At 59.4% G+C, this 24,081-nt stretch carries 25 protein-coding genes and 1 riboswitch; of the genes, 8 read left to right on the top strand and 17 right to left on the bottom strand.

What is annotated here, in order from left to right; all coding sequences use genetic code 11:
* Positions 1-71: 71 nt before the first annotated feature.
* From radC to dnaK, 13 genes are all read right to left on the bottom strand, one after another.
* Positions 72-827, bottom strand: a complete 756-nt coding sequence (gene radC, locus ACR0NA_RS17405) for a RadC family protein (RefSeq protein WP_170655177.1) — start codon at positions 825-827, stop codon at positions 72-74.
* 35 nt (positions 828-862) lie between these two features.
* Positions 863-1,597 (bottom strand): ABC transporter permease, encoded by a 735-nt coding sequence (locus ACR0NA_RS17400; RefSeq protein WP_480452573.1) that lies wholly within the window; start codon positions 1,595-1,597, stop codon positions 863-865.
* Complete coding sequence (locus ACR0NA_RS17395; RefSeq protein ID WP_480731050.1) at positions 1,594-2,322, bottom strand: ABC transporter ATP-binding protein; 729 nt, start codon at positions 2,320-2,322, stop codon at positions 1,594-1,596. Before ACR0NA_RS17395 ends, ACR0NA_RS17400 begins: the two co-directional genes overlap by 4 nt.
* A complete protein-coding gene (tenA, locus tag ACR0NA_RS17390; protein WP_480731048.1) occupies positions 2,319-2,999 on the bottom strand; it encodes a thiaminase II in 681 nt (226 codons plus the stop codon). Before tenA ends, ACR0NA_RS17395 begins: the two co-directional genes overlap by 4 nt.
* Positions 2,996-3,931 (bottom strand): ABC transporter substrate-binding protein, encoded by a 936-nt coding sequence (locus ACR0NA_RS17385; protein WP_480731046.1) that lies wholly within the window; start codon positions 3,929-3,931, stop codon positions 2,996-2,998. The genes tenA and ACR0NA_RS17385 overlap by 4 nt, the downstream gene beginning before the upstream one ends.
* 19 nt (positions 3,932-3,950) lie before the next feature.
* Entirely contained in the window at positions 3,951-4,913 is a 963-nt protein-coding gene (locus ACR0NA_RS17380) for a HesA/MoeB/ThiF family protein (protein WP_480731044.1), read from the bottom strand.
* A complete protein-coding gene (locus ACR0NA_RS17375; protein ID WP_480731042.1) occupies positions 4,910-5,506 on the bottom strand; it encodes a thiamine phosphate synthase in 597 nt (198 codons plus the stop codon). Before ACR0NA_RS17375 ends, ACR0NA_RS17380 begins: the two co-directional genes overlap by 4 nt.
* Positions 5,503-6,273: a thiazole synthase gene (locus ACR0NA_RS17370; protein ID WP_480731040.1), complete on the bottom strand. Its 771-nt coding sequence runs from the start codon at positions 6,271-6,273 to the stop codon at positions 5,503-5,505. Before ACR0NA_RS17370 ends, ACR0NA_RS17375 begins: the two co-directional genes overlap by 4 nt.
* A gap of 2 nt (positions 6,274-6,275) precedes the next feature.
* Complete coding sequence (thiS, locus tag ACR0NA_RS17365; protein WP_170655197.1) at positions 6,276-6,470, bottom strand: sulfur carrier protein ThiS; 195 nt, start codon at positions 6,468-6,470, stop codon at positions 6,276-6,278.
* The gene (locus tag ACR0NA_RS17360; RefSeq protein WP_480731038.1) at positions 6,454-7,431 is read right to left on the bottom strand and encodes an FAD-dependent oxidoreductase; all 978 of its coding nucleotides are present in this window, start codon (positions 7,429-7,431) and stop codon (positions 6,454-6,456) included. Before ACR0NA_RS17360 ends, thiS begins: the two co-directional genes overlap by 17 nt.
* Positions 7,428-8,231 (bottom strand): bifunctional hydroxymethylpyrimidine kinase/phosphomethylpyrimidine kinase, encoded by an 804-nt coding sequence (gene thiD / locus ACR0NA_RS17355; RefSeq protein WP_480731035.1) that lies wholly within the window; start codon positions 8,229-8,231, stop codon positions 7,428-7,430. Before thiD ends, ACR0NA_RS17360 begins: the two co-directional genes overlap by 4 nt.
* Positions 8,232-8,278: 47 nt before the next feature.
* Positions 8,279-8,383, bottom strand: a riboswitch (TPP riboswitch).
* Positions 8,384-8,515: 132 nt separating this feature from the next.
* The gene (dnaJ, locus tag ACR0NA_RS17350) at positions 8,516-9,664 is read right to left on the bottom strand and encodes a molecular chaperone DnaJ (RefSeq protein ID WP_170655206.1); all 1,149 of its coding nucleotides are present in this window, start codon (positions 9,662-9,664) and stop codon (positions 8,516-8,518) included.
* 74 nt (positions 9,665-9,738) lie between these two features.
* Complete coding sequence (gene dnaK / locus ACR0NA_RS17345) at positions 9,739-11,646, bottom strand: molecular chaperone DnaK (RefSeq protein WP_170655208.1); 1,908 nt, start codon at positions 11,644-11,646, stop codon at positions 9,739-9,741.
* A gap of 214 nt (positions 11,647-11,860) precedes the next feature.
* On the opposite strand from dnaK, the gene ACR0NA_RS17340 reads away from it, so the two are divergent.
* Entirely contained in the window at positions 11,861-12,463 is a 603-nt protein-coding gene (locus ACR0NA_RS17340) for an alpha-ketoglutarate-dependent dioxygenase AlkB family protein (RefSeq protein WP_480731033.1), read from the top strand.
* A 3-nt stretch (positions 12,464-12,466) separates the two neighbouring features.
* On the opposite strand, the gene ACR0NA_RS17335 is transcribed toward ACR0NA_RS17340, so the two are convergent.
* A complete protein-coding gene (locus ACR0NA_RS17335) occupies positions 12,467-13,291 on the bottom strand; it encodes an ABC-2 transporter permease (RefSeq protein ID WP_170655215.1) in 825 nt (274 codons plus the stop codon).
* A gap of 121 nt (positions 13,292-13,412) precedes the next feature.
* Here ACR0NA_RS17335 and cysQ point away from each other — a divergent pair, with 121 nt between their 5' ends.
* The 7 genes from cysQ (at position 13,413) to ACR0NA_RS17300 (ending at position 21,423) form a co-directional block, all read left to right on the top strand.
* Positions 13,413-14,210: a 3'(2'),5'-bisphosphate nucleotidase CysQ gene (gene cysQ, locus ACR0NA_RS17330; RefSeq protein ID WP_480731031.1), complete on the top strand. Its 798-nt coding sequence runs from the start codon at positions 13,413-13,415 to the stop codon at positions 14,208-14,210.
* On the top strand, positions 14,210-15,010 hold the full coding sequence (locus ACR0NA_RS17325) for a 3-deoxy-manno-octulosonate cytidylyltransferase (RefSeq protein WP_480731028.1): 801 nt from the start codon (positions 14,210-14,212) through the stop codon (positions 15,008-15,010). The genes cysQ and ACR0NA_RS17325 overlap by 1 nt, the downstream gene beginning before the upstream one ends.
* A gap of 78 nt (positions 15,011-15,088) precedes the next feature.
* Positions 15,089-16,072: a UDP-glucose 4-epimerase GalE gene (gene galE / locus ACR0NA_RS17320; RefSeq protein WP_480731026.1), complete on the top strand. Its 984-nt coding sequence runs from the start codon at positions 15,089-15,091 to the stop codon at positions 16,070-16,072.
* A gap of 7 nt (positions 16,073-16,079) precedes the next feature.
* The gene (locus ACR0NA_RS17315) at positions 16,080-17,114 is read left to right on the top strand and encodes a glycosyltransferase family 2 protein (RefSeq protein ID WP_480731024.1); all 1,035 of its coding nucleotides are present in this window, start codon (positions 16,080-16,082) and stop codon (positions 17,112-17,114) included.
* Positions 17,115-17,299: 185 nt separating this feature from the next.
* Positions 17,300-18,286 (top strand): glycosyltransferase family 2 protein, encoded by a 987-nt coding sequence (locus tag ACR0NA_RS17310; protein ID WP_480731210.1) that lies wholly within the window; start codon positions 17,300-17,302, stop codon positions 18,284-18,286.
* A complete protein-coding gene (locus ACR0NA_RS17305; RefSeq protein ID WP_480731022.1) occupies positions 18,283-19,983 on the top strand; it encodes a DUF5927 domain-containing protein in 1,701 nt (566 codons plus the stop codon). Before ACR0NA_RS17310 ends, ACR0NA_RS17305 begins: the two co-directional genes overlap by 4 nt.
* A gap of 6 nt (positions 19,984-19,989) precedes the next feature.
* Positions 19,990-21,423 carry a sulfotransferase family 2 domain-containing protein gene (locus ACR0NA_RS17300; protein ID WP_480731020.1) on the top strand — a complete coding sequence of 478 codons (1,434 nt, stop codon included), beginning with the start codon at positions 19,990-19,992 and terminating at the stop codon, positions 21,421-21,423.
* Between the two features lie 6 nt (positions 21,424-21,429).
* Here ACR0NA_RS17300 and ACR0NA_RS17295 read toward each other — a convergent pair whose 3' ends face one another.
* The 3 genes from ACR0NA_RS17295 to ACR0NA_RS17285 form a co-directional block, all read right to left on the bottom strand.
* On the bottom strand, positions 21,430-21,951 hold the full coding sequence (locus ACR0NA_RS17295) for a L,D-transpeptidase family protein (RefSeq protein ID WP_480731018.1): 522 nt from the start codon (positions 21,949-21,951) through the stop codon (positions 21,430-21,432).
* A 61-nt stretch (positions 21,952-22,012) separates the two neighbouring features.
* The gene (locus ACR0NA_RS17290; protein ID WP_480731016.1) at positions 22,013-22,822 is read right to left on the bottom strand and encodes an ion transporter; all 810 of its coding nucleotides are present in this window, start codon (positions 22,820-22,822) and stop codon (positions 22,013-22,015) included.
* Positions 22,819-24,051, bottom strand: coding sequence for a class I SAM-dependent RNA methyltransferase (locus tag ACR0NA_RS17285; RefSeq protein ID WP_480731014.1), 1,233 nt, complete (start codon positions 24,049-24,051; stop codon positions 22,819-22,821). Before ACR0NA_RS17285 ends, ACR0NA_RS17290 begins: the two co-directional genes overlap by 4 nt.
* Between the last annotated feature and the right edge of the window lie 30 nt (positions 24,052-24,081).

Here is a 24,081-nt window from a genome sequence, read left to right as displayed (position 1 = left end):
GGTAGGTTGCCTTCACGGGCCACGGCCGGATGCAGCTTTTCCGCGCCTGCAGTTGGCAGGCAACCTTTCGATCAAAGATATCCCTGCGAGCGGAAACTCAACTCGGTTGATTTTCCAATGATCAGATGGTCATGCAGAACCAGGCCAAGTGCGGTACAGGCGTCCTGAATTCGATTGGTCATGTCGATGTCGGATTGCGATGGTGTCGGGTCGCCTGACGGGTGATTGTGCACGAGAATCAGCGCGGATGCGTTCAGTTCCAACGCCCGTTTCGCAACCTCTCTCGGATAAACGGGAACATGATCCACGGTGCCTTTGGCCTGCTCTTCGTCTGCGATCAGGACATTTTTCCGATCCAGATAGAACACCCGAAACTGCTCTGTCTCACGATGCGCCATGGTGGTGTGGCAATAGTCCAGCAATGCGTCCCAGCCTGAGATCACGTGCCGTTGCATCACCCGCGCACGCGCCATCCTGTGGGCGCAAGCCTCAAGAATTTTGAGATCGGTGATCACGGTATCACCGACGCCCTTGATCTGGCGCAGCCGCTCTTCGGGCGCAGTCAGCACGCGATTGAAGTCGCCAAATGCATCCATCAAGGCCCGCGCCAGCGGTTTCACGTCCTGTCGGGAAATCGAACGAAACAAAACCAGTTCCAGCAGTTCATAATCCGGCATCGCCGCCGAACCGCCCGACATGAACCGTTCACGCAGGCGCTTGCGGTGATCCTTGATGTAGGACGGCAACCGGCCTGCGGGCAGCGGTTGCACCGGGGCTTCATCCGTTTCAAACAGCGTCGGGGCTTCGGCAAAGGTGTCCTGAGTCATATGCTCAGACTGGCTCAGAACTGGTTTCCGATTGGTTAATGCGACTCACCGGCCATGCGCGCGGTCGCACGCCGCACAGCCATATGCAACACAACCGAAAACACCCCCAAGGTCAGCATCGCGGCAAACATCAGATCAGTTTTGGCACGACCATTCGCTAGCAGCATCAGATAGCCCAGCCCCTGCGATGACCCTACCCATTCACCGATCACCGCACCAATTGGCGCGTAAACCGCAGCCAGTCGCATTCCGGATGCAAGTGAGGGCAGCGCGGCGGGAATGCGGATATGCCACAACACCGCGCGCGGCCCGGCCTGCATGGTGCGCGCAAGATCCAGATATCCGGGTGGCGTCCGCATCAGCCCGTCAAAGAATGACGAGGTAATCGGGAAATAGATGATCAAAACAGCCATCGCCACCTTGGACCAAAGCCCATAGCCCAGCCACAAGGTCAACAGAGGTGCCAGCGCAAAAACGGGCAACGCCTGTGTGAACACAAGCATCGGCTGCACCAATACCCGTGCGGCCCGCGAATTGGCCAGTTGCAGGGCGGTGATTACACCCAATAACGTCCCGCAAGCGAGGCCAATCAGCACCTCAACCGCGGTGATCCATGTATGTTCCGCAATCAGCCAGCGGTTTTGCCACCAGGTTTCGGCCACCAGCGCTGGCCCCGGCAGTATGAACTTGGGCAGACCCGTCAGGGTGACGATGGCCTGCCAGACAGCAACCGCGAACACGGTTGCGGCAAGGGCGGACAGGTATTTCATGCCGAACCCTCCCGCAACAGACGCAGCAAAGACCCCTGAGTCTCCAGCGTCTCTAGATCATCCACCTTTCTCGGAGCGGGTGCGTGCGGCGGCTGACAGTGGGTCAAGCCATGCTGCGTCATGACGACAATGGTTTGCCCCAGTCGTGCGGCCTCTCCGGGATCATGGGTGACCAGCAGGACGGTGCGCCCCAACAGCGCTTCGGCGGCCAGGTCCTGCATGTCGGCGCGGGTGCGCGCATCAAGGGCCGAAAAGGGTTCATCCAACAGGACAATGGGGCGATCTTCCATCAACGTGCGTGCCAGCGCGACGCGCTGGCGCTGACCGCCTGAAAGCTCGCCGGGCTTTTTTGACATATGATCCTGCAGGCGCATCCGCTTGATCAGGCGCTCGCGTCGATCCAGATCGACCCTCTCGCCCCGCAGTCGCGCACCCAACGAGACATTCTGCGCAACCGTAGCCCAAGGCAGCAACAGATCATCCTGCGCCATATAGGCCACCCGGTCCGGGACCGATACGCTGTCTGTCGCGGTAATTTCCCCTACAAACTCAGCGCCGGTCGCCAGACCTGCGATCAGGCGCAGGACCGTGGTTTTTCCGACGCCCGAGCCACCCAGAAGACAGGTCCATTGCCCCGCCGCAAGCGTCAGGGACAACGGCGCGAACAGCGGCGCAGCGTCAATGCGGGCCTGTCCACTGATGGTGATTTCGGGCGCAGGTGTCACGGGGTCAGACCCATTTGCCAGAAGTTTACCTCCAGTTCAGTGGCTGTACGGAAGGTTCGGCACAGGCGTTCCCAGCGTGGCGAGGCAGCGAAATCCGGGCCAATCCTTCGAGTTAGAGCCGAATCCAGCAATTCTCCAACTGCACGGCAGGCATCTTGATACTCATCACCCGCATAGGTATCGATCCAGTCGCGATAGGTTTCCGAAGTAGCCTCGGAACTCAGGCGCGTGCCAATTTCGCCGTAACCCATAACGCAGGGCGCAAGGGCTGCCAGAAGATCCAGCAAATCGCCGCTGTACCCTGCTTCGAGAACAAAGCGCGTATAGGCCAGATTCTCAGAACGTTCCGGTGTTGCGAATAATTCGTCCTGCGGAATGCCCGCTGCTTCGCAGACACCGATATGCAGCTTCATCTCTTCGCTGATCAGCCCGTTTACTGTACGCGCGGCGGCCAGCATCTCTTCATGCGTTTCCGACTTTACCACCGCCAGCGCCCAGGCGCGTGAGAAATGGATCAGGAACACATAGTCCTGTCGCAGATAATGCAGAAATGCCGGGCGCGGCAGTGTGCCGTCCTTCATCCCTTCGACAAAGGCGTGGCGGGTGTAATCCCGCCACGGCTCCTGCGCCGCATCGCGCATCAGCGCGAAGGCGCGGCCATAGTCCTGACCGCTCATTGCGCGGTCACGTCAATGGCAATGTCGCTGACCGGGTTGATGCTGTCGATCATGCCGCTGTCTTTCAGGAAGGCCTCGAACCGGGCATACCGACCCGCCTCAAGACCCGCCGGGCGCAGTGCGAAACGGGGCAGCGTATCAACCCAGGCGCGGGCGTTCAGCTCGTCCTGAAGCTCGGGCGAGGTGGACGAGAAGATCTCCCAGCTTTTGTCGGGGTTGTTGACAATGTACTGGGTCGCCTTTTCGGTCGAGGCCAAAAAACGTGCGACCTTGTCCTGATCCATGGTGTCCGGATTGGCGACATAGATCAGTTCATCATAGGCCGGAACGCCCTCTTCCTCGATGTAAAAGCAGGTGCCGGGACGGCCTTCGATGTCCATCTGATTCAGTTCGAAATTGCGATATGCGCCGATCACAGCATCCACCTGACCGGACATCAGCGAAGGCGACAGCGAGAAGTTGACGTTGATCAGCTCAACATCATCCAGTTTGACGTCATATTTGCCCAGAACAGTGCTCAGAACCGCCTCTTCAACGCCCGCGACCGAGAAGCCGATCTTCTTTCCTTTCAGGTCTGCAGGCGATTTGATCGGCCCGTCCTTCAGGACCAGCAGGCAGTTGAGCGGCGTGGCGACCAGCGTCCCAACGCGTTTCAGGGGCAGACCTTCGTGGATTTGCAGATGCAGTTGCGGCTGGTAGGACACGGCCAGATCAGCCTGACCAGCAGCGACCAGGCGCGGCGGGGCCGAAGGGTCTGCGGGTGGTACGATTTCGACCTCAAGCCCCTGTTCTGCAAAATAACCATTTTCCTGTGCCACGATGATCGGCCCGTGATCAGGGTTGATGAACCAGTCCAGCAGCACGGTCATCTTATCTTCGGCCCAGGCTGGTGCAGCGGCCAGCAGGGTGATTGCAGCGATCAGCTTTTTCATGTCTCGCGTTTCCTTCTGTTCACGAGGTTGAAGCCGCGACGAGGACAATCTCGCCCGGCCAATCCGGTTGAATACGCTCGGCCGCGCGCCATGCGCGCAGACCGGTGGCACAGCAAAGGGCCAATCTTTGCCCTTTGTTAGGCTCTATTTTGAGATTTTCCGGTGATATCCGACGAGCATCCGGGTGGATCGGTGTCGGTGCCTCATCCACATCTCGCAGCTCGACGATCAGATCAGTTTCGGTCAACGCGCTGGCGGTGACGAAGGGGAAGAATTGTGCCGGCTCAGGAGCGCGATCAAACCGGAATCCGGAGCTGCGGCAGGTGGTTGCATCGAACTGGACAAGCTGCCCCAAAGGGGACGGTTCCAGATCAAGGATCACACTCAATGCCATCTGTGCCTGCATCGCGCCCAGCATCGCAACAACCGGTCCCAGCACGCCCGCGGTGGCGCAGCTTGCGCCGCTGTCAGGAGCATCGGGGAACACCGCGCGCAGGGATGGGGCCCCTCCACAGAACCCGCCGACATATCCCGACAGACCGAGGACGGAGGCGCTGATCAGAGGTTTGCCCAGCGCAAGACAGGTATCAGACAGCGTGTAGCTGGCGGCGTAGCTGTCGGCGCAATCCAGCACCAGATCGGCGTTTTGTACAAATCCTACAGCATTTTCAGGGGTGATCTTCTGGTTCGTACCGATGATTTCGATATCGGAATTGATCCGGCGGCAGCGGTCGGCGGCGGCCTCGGCCTTGGGACGACCACAATCCTGTTCAGTGAACAGCGTCTGGCGATGCAGGTTCGACAGCGAGACGGTGTCCGCGTCGATGATCATCAGGTGACCGATGCCTGCGCCCGCCAGCAGCGGCAGCGCCGGGGCGGCAAGCCCGCCTGCGCCGACGACCAGAACCCGCGCAGCGGCAAGGCGGCTTTGCCCCTGCTCACCCACCTCGGGCAGGATCATCTGGCGGGCATAGCGTGTCATCGGCTGACCTCGATCCATGCGCGCACGCGCGCCTCGGGGTCGGCGTTCAGCGTGATGTCGGTGACGGCTGAGACGATATCGGCCCCCGCTGCAAAGACGCCGGGCGCGCGTTCGACACTCATGCCGCCGATCCCGACCAGCGGGATATCCCCCACGCGCGCCTTCCATTCGGTCACGCGCGGCAGGCCCTGCTGTTCCCATTTCATCTTTTTCAGGATGGTTGGATAGACCGGACCCAACGCCACATAGTCGGGGCCCATCGACAAAACACGCTCGAGCTCGTCATCGTCATGGGTGGAAACACCTAGTTTTAGACCCGCTTTGCGGATTGCCTTCAGATCGGCGTCGTCCAGATCTTCCTGCCCCAGATGAATCCAGTCGCACCCGGCGTCGATGGCGGCCTGCCAATAGTCGTTCACCACCAGAACCGCGCCATGTTCAGCGCACAGCGCCTGTGAAGTGGCGATTTCCTGACGAACAACCTCATCCGGCTGGTCCTTAATGCGCAACTGCACCAGTTTGACACCCAGCGGTAGCATCCGGCGCAACCAGTCGGAGTGGTCGAAGATCGGGTAGAACCGGTCGAGAGTCATGACAGGAATGCCTTTCCGATAACTGGGGTCGAGGCCTCGGCCATGTCGCGCGCCTCGATCGGGTCGGCCTGATGGGCCTGTTGCCCGGCTTGAATCGCCAGCGCCATGGCGCGCGCCATAGCCGCGGGATCGCCGGCACGGGCCACGGCCGTGTTCAGCAAAACCGCATCGAACCCAAGCTCCATCGCGTGAGCCGCATGGCTGGGCAAGCCGATGCCGGCATCAATGACCAGCGGCACATCGGGAAATTCGGCGCGCATGGCACGCAGGGCATATTCGTTGTTCAACCCCCGGCCCGAGCCGATGGGCGCGCCCCAGGGCATCAACACCTCACAACCGGCTTCGAGCAGACGTTCGCCCACGATCAGATCGTCAGTGGTGTAGGGAAAGACCTGAAACCCGTCCTCGGTCAGGATGCGCGCGGCCTCGACCAGTTGGAACACATCCGGCTGCAGGCTGTCGGTGTGGCCGATCAGCTCTAGCTTGATCCATTTTGTGTCGAACACCTCGCGCGCCATATGGGCGGTGGTCACGGCCTCTTTCACCGTGTGGCAACCGGCAGTGTTGGGCAGGACCAGCACGCCCAGATCGCGGATCATCTGCCAGAATGTCTGCCCGGCACCGCCCGCGCCTTCTCGGCGCAGGGATACGGTGGCAACCCCTGCCCCGCTGTCACGGAACACCTGTTCCAGAATGGCCGGGCTGGGATATTGCGCCGTGCCCAGCATCAGCGGGTTTGGCAGTTCAGTGCCGTAGAAGCGTTTCATTCTCAGCCCCCCTGCATCGGCGCGACGACCTCGACCCGGTCGCCATCGGTCAGTTTGTGGGCGACGCGCAGGCCCGAGGGCACGAAATCTTCGTTCACCGCTGTGGCGACGCGACCGGAAAACCCGCATTCGGCCAGCAGTTCAGACAGGGTTTCGGCGCGCACCTCGCGCGGTTCGCCGTTAAGCACGATCTTCATCGACCATCTCCGAATGTTTGTTTTCCAGCGCCAGATCGGCCACCCCCTGCGCCAGCGCGGGCGCCAGCAGGTAGCCGTGACGATAGAGACCGTTGGCATAGATTGTCCGCCCCAGCCGCCGGATACGCGGCAGATTGTCGGGGAAGGCGGGGCGCAGATCGACGCCGATTTCCAGCACCTCGGCCTCGCCAAAGGCAGGGTTCAGGGCATAGGCGGCGCTGAGCATTTCCAGCATCGAGCGGGCGGTGATCCGGCTGCTGTCCTCGGATTCGATCATCGTCGCGCCCAGCATGTAAACGCCGTCTCCGCGCGGTACGATGTACAGCGGCATACGCGGATGCAGCAGGCGCACTGGGCGCGACAGAGTGACATCCGGGCAGCGGATCACCAGCATCTCGCCTTTGACGCCGCGCAGGTCATAGAGCAGGTCGCGGGCGTGCAGGCCCCGGCAGTCGATCGCGTTTTCAAGACGCGCCGGAGCCAGTTTGCGGTGAAACACCACGCCGTTGTCCTGCAATCTGCGCGCGAGATCCTGCAGTGCCTTGCGCGGGTCAAGATGCGCCTCGTCCGCAAAGAAAAGACCTTTGCCGAATTTGTGCAGATCAGGCTCTAACTCGGCTATTTTCGCCCGATCCACCTCGGCAAAGCCTTCGGTACGGCGGGCAAAACGGCGCAGATCGGGCATGTCCCGGCCACTGGCGACAACCAGGGTCCCGTGACGTGTTACCTGAGTTTTTTCGGCCCACCAGCCGATGGCTTGCTGCCCCAGCCGCAGCACGGGTTCTTCGGCGTTTTCGTACTCGCACCAAGGCGCCAGCATGCCGCCTGCCCACCAGGAACAGCAATGCGGCCCCGGCACCCCGCCGGGGTCGAAGATTTGAACCGTTGCCCCGCGCGCGACCAGTTCGGTCGCAACCGCAAGGCCGGAGACACCGGCACCTATGACCGAGAAATCCGTCACGCGCCCCAGACCCGATGGAAGTGATGCACCGGACCATGTCCATGTCCAACCGCAAGACCATCCGCCTGCGAGATCGCACCCTGCAGATAGTCATGCGCCTGCGCCGTCGCCTCGGGCACCGTCAGCCCCATGGCCAGTCCGGCTGTAATCGAGGATGACAGGGTGCAGCCGGTTCCATGGGTGTTTTTCGTGTCCTGTCGCGGGGCCTCGAACTGCGCCAAAACGCCGGTACTGTCGATCAGCAGGTCGCGGCACAGATCGCCCTTGCCGTGCCCGCCTTTCATCAGGACAGATTTGGCCCCCATGGCGGACAGAGCATATCCCTGCCGGATCATCTCATCATCCGTTTCGGCGACCATTTCATTCAACAGACAGGCGGCCTCGGGCAAGTTCGGGGTCAGCACCGTGGCGCGGGGAACCAGCAGGTCGCGCAGGGATTGTACCGCATCGCGGGCCAGCAACGCATCGCCGGATTTGGCGATCATCACCGGGTCGAGGACCACCGGGCCGTCAAAGCCGGAAATCCCATCAGCGACCGTCTGGATGATTTCGGGTGTGGCAAGCATCCCGATCTTGATCGCCCGGACATCCAGATCACTCAGAACCGCGTCGATCTGGGCCGCAATAACGTCCAGCGGAATCCCGTGAACCGCAGTAACCGCCTGCGTGTTCTGGGCAGTGACCGCCGTAATCACGCTGGCGCCGTAAACGCCCAGCGCGGACATGGCCTTGAGGTCGGCCTGAATGCCCGCTCCGCCGCCGCTGTCAGATCCCGCTATTGTCAACGCGATATGCGCCATGTGGTTGCTCCAATTCACTTGGGCAACGCGGGGCATAAAAAACGTTCTCTTGTCTTTAGACCGTTCCCTACGCCGGAATTGCCCGGATCAGGTTCGATGGGTTAACGCATCCACGCCTCTCAGCCCGCAATCGGGCACCCCAACGGTTGGCGCGGACAATCTCAGGGGATGGCGCAGGAATCAAGGGCCAATCCTGTGGGGATTGAGGCCAATCTGGACTTATTGATCAGGCCAAAAAAAGGCCGGCCCGATTGGGCCGGCCTGAATTCGGGTTGTGGTCGGGCTTAGCCCTTCATCCCGTCCCAAAAGGTTTTCACCGAGGAAAAGAAGCTTTTGGATTCGGGATGGTTGTCTTCGCCCAGCTCTTCGAACTCGCGCAGCAGCTCTTTCTGGCGGCTGGTCAGGTTGACCGGGGTTTCGACGGCCAGTTCGATGAACATGTCGCCAACACCGCCGCCGCGCAGGGCTGGCATACCCTTGCTGCGCAGGCGCATCTGGCGGCCGGACTGGCTGCCGGCCGGGATCTGAACGCGGCCGCGACCGCCATCAATGGTGGGAACCTCGATCGATCCGCCCAGTGCAGCCTTGGCCATGCTGACCGGAACACGGCAATAGAGGTTCACGCTATCGCGTTCGAACAGCTGATGTGGAGAAACCTCGACAAAGATGTAAAGATCACCCGGAGGGCCGCCGCGCATTCCGGCCTCTCCCTCGCCTGCCAGGCGGATGCGGGTGCCGGTTTCGACACCGGCGGGAATGTTGACGGACAGCGCGCGTTCTTTTTCAACGCGGCCAGCACCCTGACAGGATTTACAGGGATTGTTGATAATCTGACCCAGCCCGGAGCAGGTGGGGCATGTGCGTTCAACCGTGAAAAAGCCCTGCTGAGCCCGCACCTTGCCCATGCCCGAACAGGTCGGACAGGTCGAGGGTTCGGCACCGCCTTCGGCACCGGTTCCATCACAGGACGAGCAACCAACCGCAGTGGGGACGTTGATCGTCTTTTGCATCCCCGCAAACGCCTCTTCCAGCGTTACGCGCAGGTTATAGCGCAGGTCGGACCCGCGCGCGGCCCGGCGTCCGCCGCCACCTCCGCGCTGACCACCCATGAAATCACCGAACAGGTCATCGAACACGTCCGAAAACGCGCTGGAGAAATCGCCCGACCCGAAACCGCCACCGGGGCGGCCACCGCCACCCATGCCGTTTTCGAACGCCGCGTGGCCAAAGCGGTCATAGGCGGCCTTTTTCTCACCGTCTTTCAGAACGTCATAGGCTTCGTTCGCTTCCTTGAACTGCGCCTCGGCATCCGGGTTGTCCTTGTTGCGGTCGGGATGCAATTCCTTGGCTTTCCTGCGAAAGCCCTTTTTGATCTCGTCCGCCGATGCGCCCTTGGACACGCCGAGCACATCGTAGTAGTCGCGTTTTGACATCAGTTTTTCCTTCTGCCTCAACGTAATCGGGCCGGCCCGGCAACCGGACCGGCCCGCATTGGCCCGGTTACCCGTTAGTTACGCTTGTCGTCATCCAGATCTTCGAATTCGGCATCGACGATGTCATCATCGCCGGGCGCAGCGTCTGCTGCTGCCGGTTCATCATCCGCTTCTTCAGCCTGCGCCTTGTAGATGGCTTCGCCCAGCTTCATGGCGGCTTCGGTCACGTTCTGGATGCCGGACTTGATCTTGTCGGCATTGTCCGTCTCGATCTCGTCCTTAAGCGCGGCAATCGCCAGCTCGATGGCTTCGATCGTGGTCGGATCGACCTTGTCCGAATGCTCTTCCATCGACTTTTCGGTCGAGTGGATCAGGCTTTCGGCCTGGTTCTTCGCCTCGATCAGCTCGCGACGTTCCTTATCTGCCTCGGCATTGTCCTCGGCGTCCTTGACCATCTTGTCGATGTCCTCTTCGGACAGACCACCAGAGGCCTGAATGGTGATCTTCTGCTCTTTGCCGGTGCCTTTGTCCTTGGCCGAAACCGAGACAATGCCGTTGGCATCGATGTCAAAAGTCACCTCGATCTGAGGCATGCCGCGCGGTGCGGGCGGGATGTCTTCGAGGTTGAACTGACCCAGGATCTTGTTGTCCGCGGCCATTTCACGCTCACCCTGGAACACGCGGATGGTCACGGCGTTCTGGTTGTCCTCGGCGGTCGAGAAGACCTGAGACTTTTTCGTCGGGATCGTGGTGTTGCGGTCGATCAGGCGGGTGAACACGCCACCCAGCGTTTCGATACCCAGCGACAGCGGGGTCACGTCCAGCAGAACCACGTCCTTGACGTCGCCCTGCAGAACACCGGCCTGAATGGCGGCGCCCATGGCAACCACTTCGTCCGGGTTCACACCCTTGTGCGGCTCTTTACCGAAGAACTTGGTGACCTCTTCGATCACTTTCGGCATCCGGGTCATACCACCGACCAGAACAACCTCATCCACATCCGAAGGCGACAGACCTGCGTCTTTCAGAGCGGCCTGGCACGGCTTCATCGATTTCTTGATCAGGTCGCCAACCAGCGATTCCAGCTTGGCACGGGTCAGTTTCATGACCATGTGCAGCGGCTGACCGTTCGAACCCATCGAGATGAACGGCTGGTTGATTTCGGTCTGCGATGTCGAGGACAGCTCGATCTTGGCTTTTTCAGCGGCTTCTTTCAGACGCTGCAGGGCCATCTTGTCAGCGGACAGATCGACACCGTGTTCCTTTTTGAACTCATCCGCCAGGTAGTTGACGATGCGCATGTCAAAGTCTTCACCACCCAGGAAGGTGTCACCGTTGGTCGATTTGACCTCGAACAGGCCGTCGTCGATTTCCAGGATGGTCACGTCGAAGGTACCACCACCAAGGTCATAGACTGCGATGGTCTGGGTTTCTTCTTTGTCCAGACCATAAGCCAGAGCAGCCGCTGTCGGTTCGTTGATGATCCGCAGCACTTCCAGACCGGCGATCTTGCCAGCGTCTTTGGTGGCCTGACGCTGTGCGTCGTTGAAGTATGCCGGAACGGTGATGACCGCCTGCGTGACTTCCTCACCCAGATAGCTCTCGGCGGTTTCCTTCATCTTGCCCAGAGTGAAGGCCGAGATCTGGCTTGGGGAGTACTTTTCACCGCGGGCTTCGACCCACGCGTCGCCATTGCCGCCATTTACGATGGCATAGGGCACCATTTTCTTGTCTTTTTCGACTTCTGCATCATCCACACGACGACCGATCAGACGCTTGACGCCGAAAATCGTGTTGTCGGGGTTGGTGACCGCCTGACGTTTAGCAGGCTGACCGACCAGTCGCTCATCTTCGGTGAAGGCGACGATCGAGGGCGTGGTCCGCGCCCCTTCCGCATTTTCGATGACCTTCGGCTGAGAGCCGTCCATGATTGCCACGCACGAGTTGGTTGTGCCGAGGTCAATGCCAATTACTTTTCCCATAGGTTCGATCCCTTTCTCTTCAAGGCGATGTCCCGAGGCCTGAACCCGTTACGGCATCCCGGCCCCGATCTGATGTGCGCGACAGCACTACACCATCGCGCGTCCCGGCGTATATAAGGGCCGGAAACGTGGCCTGCAAGCGTCGTGAAATGCAGGTTTTCACGATTTTCGGGCCTTTTTTGGCAAGGATTTGGAAAGGATTGGGGTTTCCGGGATGACTCAGCTGCTGTTGCGCGGTTTCGACATCAGAAAAGGCTATCTGGACGGGGCGGCACAGTCGGGTCTTATCGAGGAGTTGCGGCCGATTCTGAAGGCCGCCCCGCTGGTCCGGCCAACGACCCCGTCCGGGAAACAGATGTCGGTTCGCATGACCTCGGCCGGGGCGCTGGGATGGGTCACCGACAAAAGCGGCTACAGATATCAGCCCACCCACCCCACGGGCGTGACATGGCCCGACATTCCGGCATCGGTTTTGGATATCTGGCGACACCTGACCGGGGCTGACCGCGCGCCGGATTGTTGTCTCATCAACTATTATGGCGAGGGCAGCCGGATGGGATTGCATCAGGACAAGGACGAGGCGGATTTTTCCTGGCCTGTTGTCTCGATCTCGTTGGGGGATGACGCACTGTTCAGGATCGGCAACACCAGCCGGGGCGGCAAAACCGAATCGCTGTGGCTGAGTTCGGGGGATGTGGTGGTCATGGGCGGGCCAGCGCGCCTGACCTATCATGGTGTGGATCGAATCCGGTTCGGTTCGTCCCGCCTGCTGCTCAAGGGCGGGCGGCTCAACCTGACGCTGCGCGTCGCGACCTGACACTCAGCGGCGGGCGAACCAGCTTTTCGACACCTGCTGCCGGGTATAGAATTCGGCCATCAGGCCAATCATCACCAGAACAATGCCGACCCATAGGGCGTATTCCCAGCTGGTCACACGCGGAAAATAGTTTCGGAAGATGAAGCCACGGCATTGGTCGATGGCATGAAACAGCGGATTCCAGTCGAAAACCTTCAGCATGAAGGGCGGCAAGGCGTTGGCAACGACCATTTTGCCGGAAAACACCATATTCATGCGCCGGTAAACGCTGCTTCCGATACTTGCAACCGTGGGAAACCACGGCTGGATCGCCAGAAATACCAGCCCCACAGCGCAGCCTGTGAACCAAGCCAGAACAAGCATGGCAAATGCGCCGCCCGGATCCTGAATTTCCAACGGGTTGATCGTGACATGATAGATGAACAGGATAGCGATCAGAGACATTATCTGGACATAGAGTGTCTGGAACGCCGCCGCCAAAAGAACCACCATCATGTTCATTGGTGAATGAAGCATCATCGGATTGTTGCCGGTTCCCACCCCTGAAATGGCAGCAACAGCCTTGATATGGCCCTGAAACAGAAACACGCCCGACAGCAGGTACAGAATGAATTCGCCCCGAATTCGCGCGACACGCCCACCCATCACAAAGGTCATGATCAGGTAGAAGACGGCGACCATCAGGACGACCTGAATGATATTCAGCACAATCGCCAGAACGGCATTCGAATGCTTCGAACGCACATTGCGCACGATGCCATGAAACACCAGTTCAGCCGTCGAAATGGCGGCACCGATCAGGGTTCTATTGCGCTTGTACTGAAACACCGAAGAATTTTACCTGCGTCATTTCCGGGATCATGCCATGTAAATCTTGCCGAACCCTTTGCATCACACCATAAGATCGACAAGTTTGCAGATCAACAAATCACAGGATCGGAGCAATTTTGTGACCTACGAAACCCTTATCCCCGTTATCCGCCGTCTGGCCCTGGAAGCAGGCGACAAGATCATGGAGATTTACAACGCCGACGATTTCGACGTGAAGGTCAAATCCGATTCCAGCCCGGTGACCGAGGCGGATGAAGCGGCGGATGCGCTGATCTCGGCCGGATTGCGTGACGCCTTTCCCGATATCCTGCTCGTGACCGAAGAACAGGCCGCATCCCATTCGGAAAAGGGCGATACGTTTCTGATCGTCGATCCGCTGGACGGCACCAAGGAATTCATCAACCGGCGGGGCGATTTCACCGTGAATATCGCGCTTGTGGAAAACGGTGTGCCGACCCGCGGCGTGGTCTATGCCCCGGCCAAAGGGCGGATGTTCTACACACAGGCCGATGGTCAGTCGGTCGAGGAAACCGGCGCGCTGGACAAAGCACAGGCCGGGGAATTGGCGCCGATATCAGTGTCTAAACCGGACAATTCAGCGCTTTTGATCGTGGCGTCCAAATCGCACAGGGATCAGGCGACCGAGGATTACATCAACAAGTATCAGGTGCAGGACAGCAAAAGCGCGGGCTCGTCGCTCAAGTTCTGTCTGGTGGCGACCGGCGAGGCGGATCTCTATCCCCGCGTTGGCCGCACGATGGAGTGGGACACTGCCGCAGGCCACGCCGTGTTGGCGGGTGCAGGGGGCAAAGTGGTACGCTTTGATGATCATTCACCGCTGGGATACGGCAAGGATGGCTATGCCAATCCGTTTTTCATCGCCTATGCTCCGGGTGTTGAACTGAAGGAGGCCTGATGTCCGTTCTGATCGCGATCCCCGCCCGTTACGCTTCGACCCGGTATCCCGGCAAACCGCTGGTGCCGCTGACCGGCGCTAATGGAACTTCGATGACGCTAATCGAACGGTCGTGGCGCGCGGCCAAAGCCGTGTCGGGCGTAGACCGTGTCGTGGTTGCAACGGATGACGACCGCATCCGCGAGGTGGCCGAAGGTTTCGGGGCCGACGTGGTGATGACCTCGGAATCCTGCGTCAACGGAACCGAGCGCTGCGCCGAGGCGCATACGGTGCTGGGCGGAGATTACGAGATTATCGTGAACCTGCAGGGCGACGCGCCGCTGACACCGCACTGGTTTGTCGAGGATCTGGTTCAGGGGCTGCGCGCGGCACCTGATGCCGGGGTGGCGACGCCAGTTCTGCGCTGTGACGGCGATGCGCTCAACAGTTTGCTGAACGACCGCAAGAACGGACGTGTAGGCGGCACCACCGCCGTGTTCGGGGCAGATCACAGCGCGATGTATTTTTCGAAAGAGGTCATTCCCTATACCTCGGACACTTATGCCAGCACCGATAACACACCGGTTTTTCACCATGTTGGTGTCTATGCCTATCGCCCCGATGCGCTAAGCGCCTATCCGGCCTGGGCAGCAGGACCGTTGGAAAATCTAGAAGGGCTGGAGCAGCTGCGCTTCATGGAAAACGGTCGCAAAGTACTGTGCGTCGAGGTCGAGGCCAGGGGTCGCCAGTTCTGGGAGCTGAACAACCCACAAGACGTGCCGAAAATCGAAGAGATGATGACCGCCATGGGGTTGGACTGAACCGTTTTCCCCGTGGCGCGCAGCTTCGATGACACGTAGATACCTCAGAAAATTACGGATTTCAGATCGGGATTCATCATGACGAATATCTTGGTAACCGGTGGAGCGGGATACATCGGATCCCATGCCTGCAAGGCACTGAGCAGGGCGGGCTACACCCCGGTGACCTACGACAATCTGGTCACCGGTTGGCAGGACGCAGTCAAGTTCGGGCCGTTCGAACAGGGTGATTTGCTGGACCGGCAGCGTCTGGACGAGGTTTTTGCCAAATACGAGCCGGCGGCGGTCATGCATTTCGCCGCCCTCAGCCAGGTGGGCGAGGCGATGTCGCAGCCGGGCAGGTACTGGTCAAACAATGTCACCGGCTCGTTGAACCTGATCGAAGCGGCGGTGGCCGCAAACTGCCTGAACTTTGTATTTTCCTCGACCTGCGCCACCTACGGCGAGCACGATAACGTTGTTCTGGATGAGAACACGCCGCAGCATCCGCTCAACTCCTATGGCGCATCAAAACGGGCGATCGAGGATATTCTGAGAGATTTCCAGTCGGCACACGATCTGAATCACGTCATTTTCAGATATTTCAACGTCGCGGGCGCCGACCCAGACAGTGAAGTGGGCGAGTTTCACCGCCCCGAAACGCATCTGGTTCCGCTGATGCTGGACGCCATCGATGGCAAACGGGATGCCCTGACCGTATTCGGGACGGATTATGACACGCCGGACGGCACCTGCATCCGTGATTATGTGCATGTCTGTGATCTGGTGGATGCCCATGTTCTTGGCCTTAAGTGGCTGGAACAGGGGAAGGAAAGCCGCGTCTTCAATCTGGGCACGGGGTCGGGGTTTTCGGTGATGGAAGTGATCGAACACTCCAAAGCAGTCACAAATCGGACGGTCCCCTACACGATCGGCCCCCGCCGGGCCGGGGATTGCACCAAGCTGGTATCCGGTTCGACCCGCGCCGAAAGTGAACTGGGATGGCAGCCCAAAAGATCAACGTTAGAGACTATGGTCGCGGATGCCTGGCGCTGGCATCAGAACGGGCATTACGAGAAATGAAGCGGAGATGAGCGCAGCCGAAGCCCGATCCCCCGGCTGGGTACAGTCCTACCGGTTGCGATGGAAGCGGCGGCGGCTTTTGTGGCGATCCTTTCGCAGCAGGCATCAATTGGCCTGCCTGTCGGACCGCACCAACCAGATCGCGCCCGGCGACATTCTGGCCTTTACCACGCTACGGAACGAAGCCGGCCGTTTGCCTTGGTTTTTCAACCATTATCGCCGGTTGGGCGTGAACCATTTTCTGGTGGTGGACAACCACAGCGACGACGGGTCGGCTGAGGTGCTGCGGGAACAGCCGGACGTGTCCCTGTGGCAGACCGGCAGCAGCTATCGCGCAGCCCGGTTCGGGCTGGACTGGCTGACATGGCTGCAGATGCGTTACGGCCACGGGCACTGGACGCTGATGGTGGATGCCGACGAGTTGCTGATCTATGCCCATCACGACACCCGGTCCCTGCACGAACTGACAAACTGGCTGGACGCCGCAGGGCAAAAAGTGTTCGGCGCGCATTTGCTGGACCTTTATCCAAAGGGGCTGCTGGGCATTCAGACCTGTGCGCCGGAAACCGATCCCACAGAGATTCTTCCATGGTTCGACAGCGGGCCATACCGGGCGCAGAGGCAGAACCCGCTGGGCAATCTGTGGGTGCAGGGCGGTGTTCGTGAACGCATGTTTTTCAGCGACCGCCCCGAACGCTCACCCACGCTCAACAAAATTCCGCTGATGCGCTGGTCGCGCCGGTATGCCTATGTCAACTCCTGCCATTCGGTTTTGCCCGCTCACCTGAATTGCGGCTATGACGGCCCGGGGGGTTCGGCGCCCTCGGGCGTTTTGCTGCACACCAAGTTCCTGCCCGAGATTGTCGAAAAATCCCGGATCGAAAAGATGCGCCGCCAGCATTTCCATAGCCCGGATCAGTTCGGATCATACTATGACGGGATAATCGGCCAGCCCGATCTTTGGACAGAAAATTCAGTGCGCTACACGGGATGGCGGCAGCTGGATCAGTTGAAACTGATGCGGGCCGGAGGATTTGAATAAGGCGCCGAATGACGGACCCAATCAGCTACACCATCGCTAAGATTATTTAAATTCATTGCCTTGCAAGATACAAAAGTGTCATAAAGCGTCAAATGCCCGGCACCACTCTGGCCTCAACCAGCCCCGGGCATGCTCGCGTATCAAAAAGGTTGGGCAGTCGCGTGAGCCTGTTGGACTCTTACCGGATGAGATTGCGGCGCAGGCGCCGTGTGTTGCGCTGTCTGCGCAAGGGGCGCGAGCTTGAGCCGGTCAGCGACAATACGGCTGATATCCAACCCCAGGACGTGCTGCTGCTGAGCGTGGTTCGGAACGAAAAGACCCGGCTTCCCTATTTTCTGGAATATTACCGCAAACTGGGCGTGAACCATTTTCTGTTCGTCGACAATGGCAGCGACGACGACACCCGCGCCTACCTGACCAGTCAGCCCGACACATCCGTCTGGGAAACGGGCCACAGCTACAAACGCGCCACCTACGGCGTGGACTGGATGAATTACCTTTTACGCAAATACGCCCACAAGCACTGGGTGCTTACGGTCGATCCGGACGAGTTCTTTGTCTATCCGTTTTGCGATACGCGCCCCATCCGCGCCCTGACCGACTGGCTGGACGGAACCGGCATCCGCAGCTTTGGCACGATGCTGATCGACATCTATCCCAAAGGCCCCATAGACGCGGCGCATTATCACGAAGGGCAGAACCCGCTGGACATTGCACCGTGGTTCGACACGGGAAACTACACGATCACCAAGAATCCGGCCTATGGGAACCTCTGGATTCAGGGTGGTCCCCGGTGCCGGATGTTCTTTCGGGACAACCCCAAAAAAGCACCCGCCCTGAACAAAATTCCCCTTGTTCGGTGGGACCGGCGTTACACATATGTCAGCTCGACCCACTCGCTACTACCAAGGGGGCTGAACCAGGTGTACGAAGAATCCGGCGGTGAAAAGACCAGCGGTGCCCTGTTGCACGCCAAACTGATCGGATCTCTGGGTGTGAAAGCGGTTGAAGAGCTGAGCCGCGGGCAACATTACCGATCCTCCGAAGAATACAAGGCCTATGCCGGACACCTGAAGGATTGCCCGGATTTCTGGTGCAACTGGTCCGAGAAGTACATCAACTGGCGGCAGCTTGAGATTCTCGGCCTCATGTCGAAAGGCAACTGGGCATGAGCCGTCTGGGCGTCGTCATGCTGGTGCACACCGCGCTGGATCGGGCCGAGCAGGTCGCGCGCCACTGGACCGCGGCGGGCTGCCCGGTTGTGATCCATGTGGACCGCAAGGTGCCCAAAAGCACCTTTTCCGCCTTTGCAGAGGCTTGTTCCGATGACAGCCTGATCCGCTTTTCCCAACGCCATCTGTGCGAGTGGGGCACCTGGGGGATTGTCGCGGCCTCGCAATCGGCATCGGAACTGATGCTGGAGACGTTCCCGGACGTTCACCACGTTTTCCTGACTTCAGGCGCCTGCCTGCCCTTGCGGCCGGTACAGGAACTGACTGATTACCTTGCCGACCGCCCGCGCGCGGATTTCATCGAAAGCGCCACCACATCGGATGTGACCTGGACGGTCGGGGGGCTGGATCGCGAACGCTTTACGTTGCGGTTTCCGTTTTCATGGCGCAAGCACCGCAAACTGTTCGACGCCTATGTCAGGCTGCAGCGCCGCATGAATGTCAGGCGAAAGATACCCGATGGGCTGGTTCCGCATATGGGCAGCCAGTGGTGGTGTCTGTCCCGGCAAACGCTGTCGGCCATCCTGCAGGATCCCCAGCGAAAGACCTATGATGCCTATTTCAGGCATGTGTGGATTCCCGATGAAAGTTATTTCCAGACTCTGGCGCGGGTGTATTCGACCTGTATCGAAAGCCGGTCCCTGACCCTGTCAAAGTTTGACTATCAGGGTCGTCCGCACATTTTTTACGATGATCACCTGCAACTGCTGCGCCGGTCTGATTGCTTTGTGGCCCGCAAGATCTGGCCGCAGGCCGACCGTCTGTATCAGGCTTTTCTGACCGACCGGGCAACGGCAATGAAACCGGCCGAGCCCAATCCCGGCAAGATCGACCGGGTGTTTGCCAAGGCGGTCGAGCGCCGAACCCGCGGACGTGACGGGTTGTACATGCAAAGCAGATTTCCGCGAAAAAGCTGCGAAAAGGGCGTTTCAGCCCACCCTTATTCTGTGTTTCAGGGGTTTTCCGAACTGTTTGAGGATTTCCAGCCATGGCTGGCCAACGCAACCGGTACGCGGGTTCACGGGCATCTGTTCGGACCCGACAGGGCGGAATTCTCTGACGGTGAAACCATGATGAACGGGTCGCTTTGCGACGCTGCCACCTTGCGAGACTATAATCCCACGGCGTTTCTTCAGAACCTGATCTGGAACACCAGAGGGGAGCGTCAGTGTTTCCAATACGGCCCCGCCGACAACCAAAAGCTCAACGCGCTTTTTGCCCGTGACAAGAACCTGCAAATCTCAGTCATCACAGGCGCATGGGCTGTCCCGTTGTTCCGGTCGAACATGAATTTCGCGGATATCCGCCAGCAGGCCGCACAAATGCAGCAGACCGAAACGAAACAACTGGAGGTTCTGCGAGGGGCCGACACCAAGGCGCGGGTCAGAATCTGGTCGCTGGCCGAATTCATCGAAGCACCGATGGAACCGCTGCAAACGATAATCGAGGAAATCAGCCCAATCCCCCTGAGGCCCGTGTCCGAAGCGCCAACCCTTGTTGATCTGACCGGTTTTGGAAAGTTTCTTCAGAACCTGAAGAACCAGGGCATGCATCCCTATTTGGTTGGCGACTTTCCGGCCGACGATGATTTTGAACCGGCTCCGCGGCCTGTGCGGAAACCCTATCTGGTGCAATAATCAGCCATGGGTGCGAAGTTCGACTATTTCATTGTTTTCGCGGAGATGCGCACCGGATCCAACTTTCTGGAATCCAATCTGAACGCGCTTGATGGCGTCACCTGCCATGGAGAAGCGTTCAATCCCCACTTCATCGGATACCCCAATCGAACCGATGTTCTGGGAGTGAGCCAGCCACAACGCGACGACGATCCGGCCCGCCTCATCGACGCGATCAGGAATGGTCCGGGCGTGCTGAACGGGTTTCGCTACTTTCACGACCACGACCCCAGGGTACTGGAGCCGGCGCTTGAAGACGCCCGATGCGCCAAGATCATACTGACGCGCAACCCTCTGGACAGCTACGTGTCGTGGAAGATCGCGCGCGAAACCGGACAGTGGAAACTGACCAACATCAAACGGCGCCGGGAAGCGCGGGCTCGGTTCGATTCCACGGAATTCACCGACTATGTCGGCAAGCTGCAGGAATTTCAGATCGTCCTGCTGAACCGGTTGCAGCGGTCGGGCCAGACACCGTTTTATTTGTCTTACGAAGACCTCGATCAGATCGACGTCATAAACGGCCTTGCAAAATGGTTGGGCGTAGAGTCCCGGCTAGAACGCGTGAATCAGAGTCTGACTCGGCAAAATCCGGCACCTGTTCTGTCCAAGGTGACAAATCCGGATGACATGAAGGCGGCGCTGGCCGATCTTGATCCGCTCAACCTGAGCCGAACGCCGAATTTTGAACCCAGACGGGGGCCTGCGGTTCCCAACTACATCGCCGGGATCGAAACGCCCCTGATGTATCTGCCGGTGCGTGGCGGACCCGAGGATGAGGTGCGCAGATGGCTGGCCGATCTTGACCGAGCCGACACTGAGGCTCTGGTGACGAACCGCAATCAGAAACAGGTGCGCAAGTGGATGCGGACACATCCGCAGCATCGCAAATTCACCGTACTGCGCCACCCGTTGGCGCGGGCGCATTCGGCATTCTGCCAACGCATTCTGCCCAAGGGACCGGGCAGCTACAGCAAAATCCGAAATCTGCTGAGAAAACAGTTCAAGGCGCCGATCCCCGCCGAAAATCCGGGAAAGGACTATTCCCTGACACAGCATCGCGACGCTTTTGCCGGGTTTCTTGAATTCCTGCGCCTGAACCTTGCCGGTCAGACGGCGGCGCGGGTCGATGGCCTTTGGTGCAGTCAGTCGCAGGCGCTGTCAGGCTTTGCAGAATTCGCGCTGCCCGATCACGTGATCCGGGAAGAGGACATGGCGTCTGACCTACCCGATCTAGCCCGGAAATTGGGGCATCCCGCCCCGCCTACGCCCGCAGCGGCGACACCGGACACGCCATTCGAACTTGACCAAATCTATGATGAGGACCTTGAGAAGATGGCGGCGGAAATTTACCGCCGCGACTATCTGCAACTTGGGTTCGGACGCTGGAGACCGGTCTGAACCGGATCAGGGCCGCAATGTGATCAGCGTGCCTTCGTTGACCATCGAATAAATCTCTTCGATCTCATCGTTTTTGACCGCGATGCATCCGGCGGTCCAATCCGGCGTTTTCTTGGCGCGCTTGCGCTCTTTCTTCCGGTTGGGTTGCCCGTGAATAAAGATGTCGCCACCCGGATCAATGCCCGCCGCCTTGGCCTCGGCGATATCCTGTGAATTCGGATAAGAGATACCCAGCGACAGGTGATAGCGGCTGTTGGGGTTGCGGCGGTCGATCAGATAGGTTCCCTCGGGCGTCTTGCCGTCGCCCCGGACCTTTTTCGTACCGTTGGGCGCAAAACCCAGATCAACTTCGTACTCCTTCAGGATTTTCTCGTTATGAAGGAGGTACATTTTACGCGCGCCCTTGTTGATGACCAATGATGTCACCTCGGGCCCGTTATAGGTAAGAAATCTTGGGGAATTTGCCGACGCGCAAGCCGAAAGGCTCAGAGTCGCCAACGCTCCCATTCCAAATGCTCGACGGTCCATTTTTTTCACTGCCTGCTGCCTGTTTTGCCTGCCATTATGCCAAAATTTCAGAAATTCAAAATCACTTTTTGATGTTCTGCTGCTCTCTAAGCCGGTTTTCTATGGATTCCAGCCGCTCAAGCACCTCATCCCGATAGGCGTCGGTTTTTACCTCATCTTCGGCGTGATGGGCATCCTGCATCGAGTTCACGATCAGACCAACCAGCAGGTTTACCACCGCAAAGGTCGTGATCATGATGAAGGGCACAAAGAACAGCCACGCGTATGGATAGACCTCCATCACCGGACGCACGATGCCCATGGACCAGCTTTCCAGCGTCATGATCTGAAACAAAGTATAGGCGGACAGGCCCAGATCACCGAACCAGTCGGGAAACGATTGGGAAAACAGCTTGGTCGCGATCACGGCGCCGATGTAAAAGATGATCGCCATCAGCAGGAACACACTGGCCATGCCAGGCAAGGCCTGAATAAAGCCTTCGACCACGCGCCGCAGACGCGGAGCCACGGAAATGACGCGCAATACCCGCAAGATTCTGAGCGCCCGCAGCACCGACAGGCCCGCACCGCCAGGAACCAATGCAATGCTGACGATGGTAAAATCAAAAACGTTCCACCCGTTTTTGAAGAACCTGCCCCCCTGCGAGATCAGTTTCATCGCGATTTCAATGATGAATATCGTCAGGCACAACCCGTCGAGAAACACGATGACCGGCCCAAAATCCTCCATCAGGCCAGGTGCGGTTTCCATGCCCAGAAGGATCGCGTTGAAGATGATGACGCCGGTGATGAAGCGCCCGAAAATAGGAGACTCGGTCAGGTTCCGCAGCCGCTGCCTGATCCCGCCGGGAATGCTCTGCTGATCGGTCATGCTGTTTTCTTCCCCAGTCTGAATGACGCTGCCAGTTCCACATGTGTCGACCATCGAAATTGGTCAACGACCTGCACCCAATCAAGGGTGTATCCGACATCAACCAGTCTTTTTGCATCGCGGGCAAAGGTGACGGGGTTGCATGAGACATAGGCGATCACAGGTGGTTTCGCTTGGGCAAGCTCGGCCACCTGCGCCTCGGCCCCGGCGCGGGGTGGATCCAGAACAACGGCATCAAAGGGTTTCAGCTCATCCGGGGTCAGGGGGCGGCGGAACAGGTCCCGGGCCTCTGCGGTCACACGTCTGAGCCCCTGCGCCTTGCGCCAGCCCTGATCCAGGGCGCGGATCATCTCGACCTCGCCCTCGACCGCGTGAATCTCGGCCGTTTGAGCCAGCGGCAGCGAGAAGGTTCCGCTGCCTGCAAACAGGTCGGCAATTGTCTTTGCCCCCTCAACAGCCTCAAGAACTGCCTGTAACAGAGTCTGTTCACCGTCTTTTGTCGCCTGCAGGAATGCTCCGGGCGGAGGAACCACCGCAGCCGGACCAAAGGTCTGAACGGGTGCGTTCCGCATGGCGACAACCTCTCCATCCCAAGCCAGCCGCGCCAGATTGTACCGTTCGGTCGCCTGCGCCAGCGCCAGTTCCAGCGGACCATCGAGGGGCTTTCCCCCCTGAACCGAAACATCCAGCCCAGCCGTGGACAGGGTGAGTGTCACCGCCAGAACGCCCTTTCGGCTGCCGCCGAGAAGTGCCAGCGCTTCGGCCACGGGAATGGCGTCGATCAAAGCCGGATCAAGCAGGTGGCAATCCGGGATTTCGGTGATGGTGTCCGAGGCGCGCCCGTGAAATCCGGCCAGCGCCCCCTTTTTGGTACGGCGCACGGCAATCGTGGCGCGGCGGCGCGAGCGCGCGGCAGATGTGTGGATCGGACGCAGATCGGCACTCAAGCCCTGCCCGGTCAGCGCAGTGCGCACCACATCGGTCTTCCACTGCGCGACAAAGCTGTCGGAGGCATGTTGTAACTGGCAACCGCCGCAAGATTTATAATGTCTGCAAGGCGCCTTGACTCGCTGGTCCGACGGTTCGATCACGCGGATGTCGATCAGGTGAGAGCCGTCCAGCGTTCCTTGCACGGTTTCGCCGGGCAGGGTGCGCGGTGCGTAAACGGGACCATCGGCGATACCGTCACCCTGATGGCCGAGGCGGAGTATGGTGAATTCCTGCATCATGACGGGCCTGATAGCCGGGCTTGGCCTGCG

The sequence above is a fragment of the Ruegeria sp. C11 genome (genome assembly GCF_056537725.1).
The sequence above is the reverse complement of the archived record's forward strand: the minus strand, read 5'-3'. Positions and strand labels throughout refer to the sequence as shown.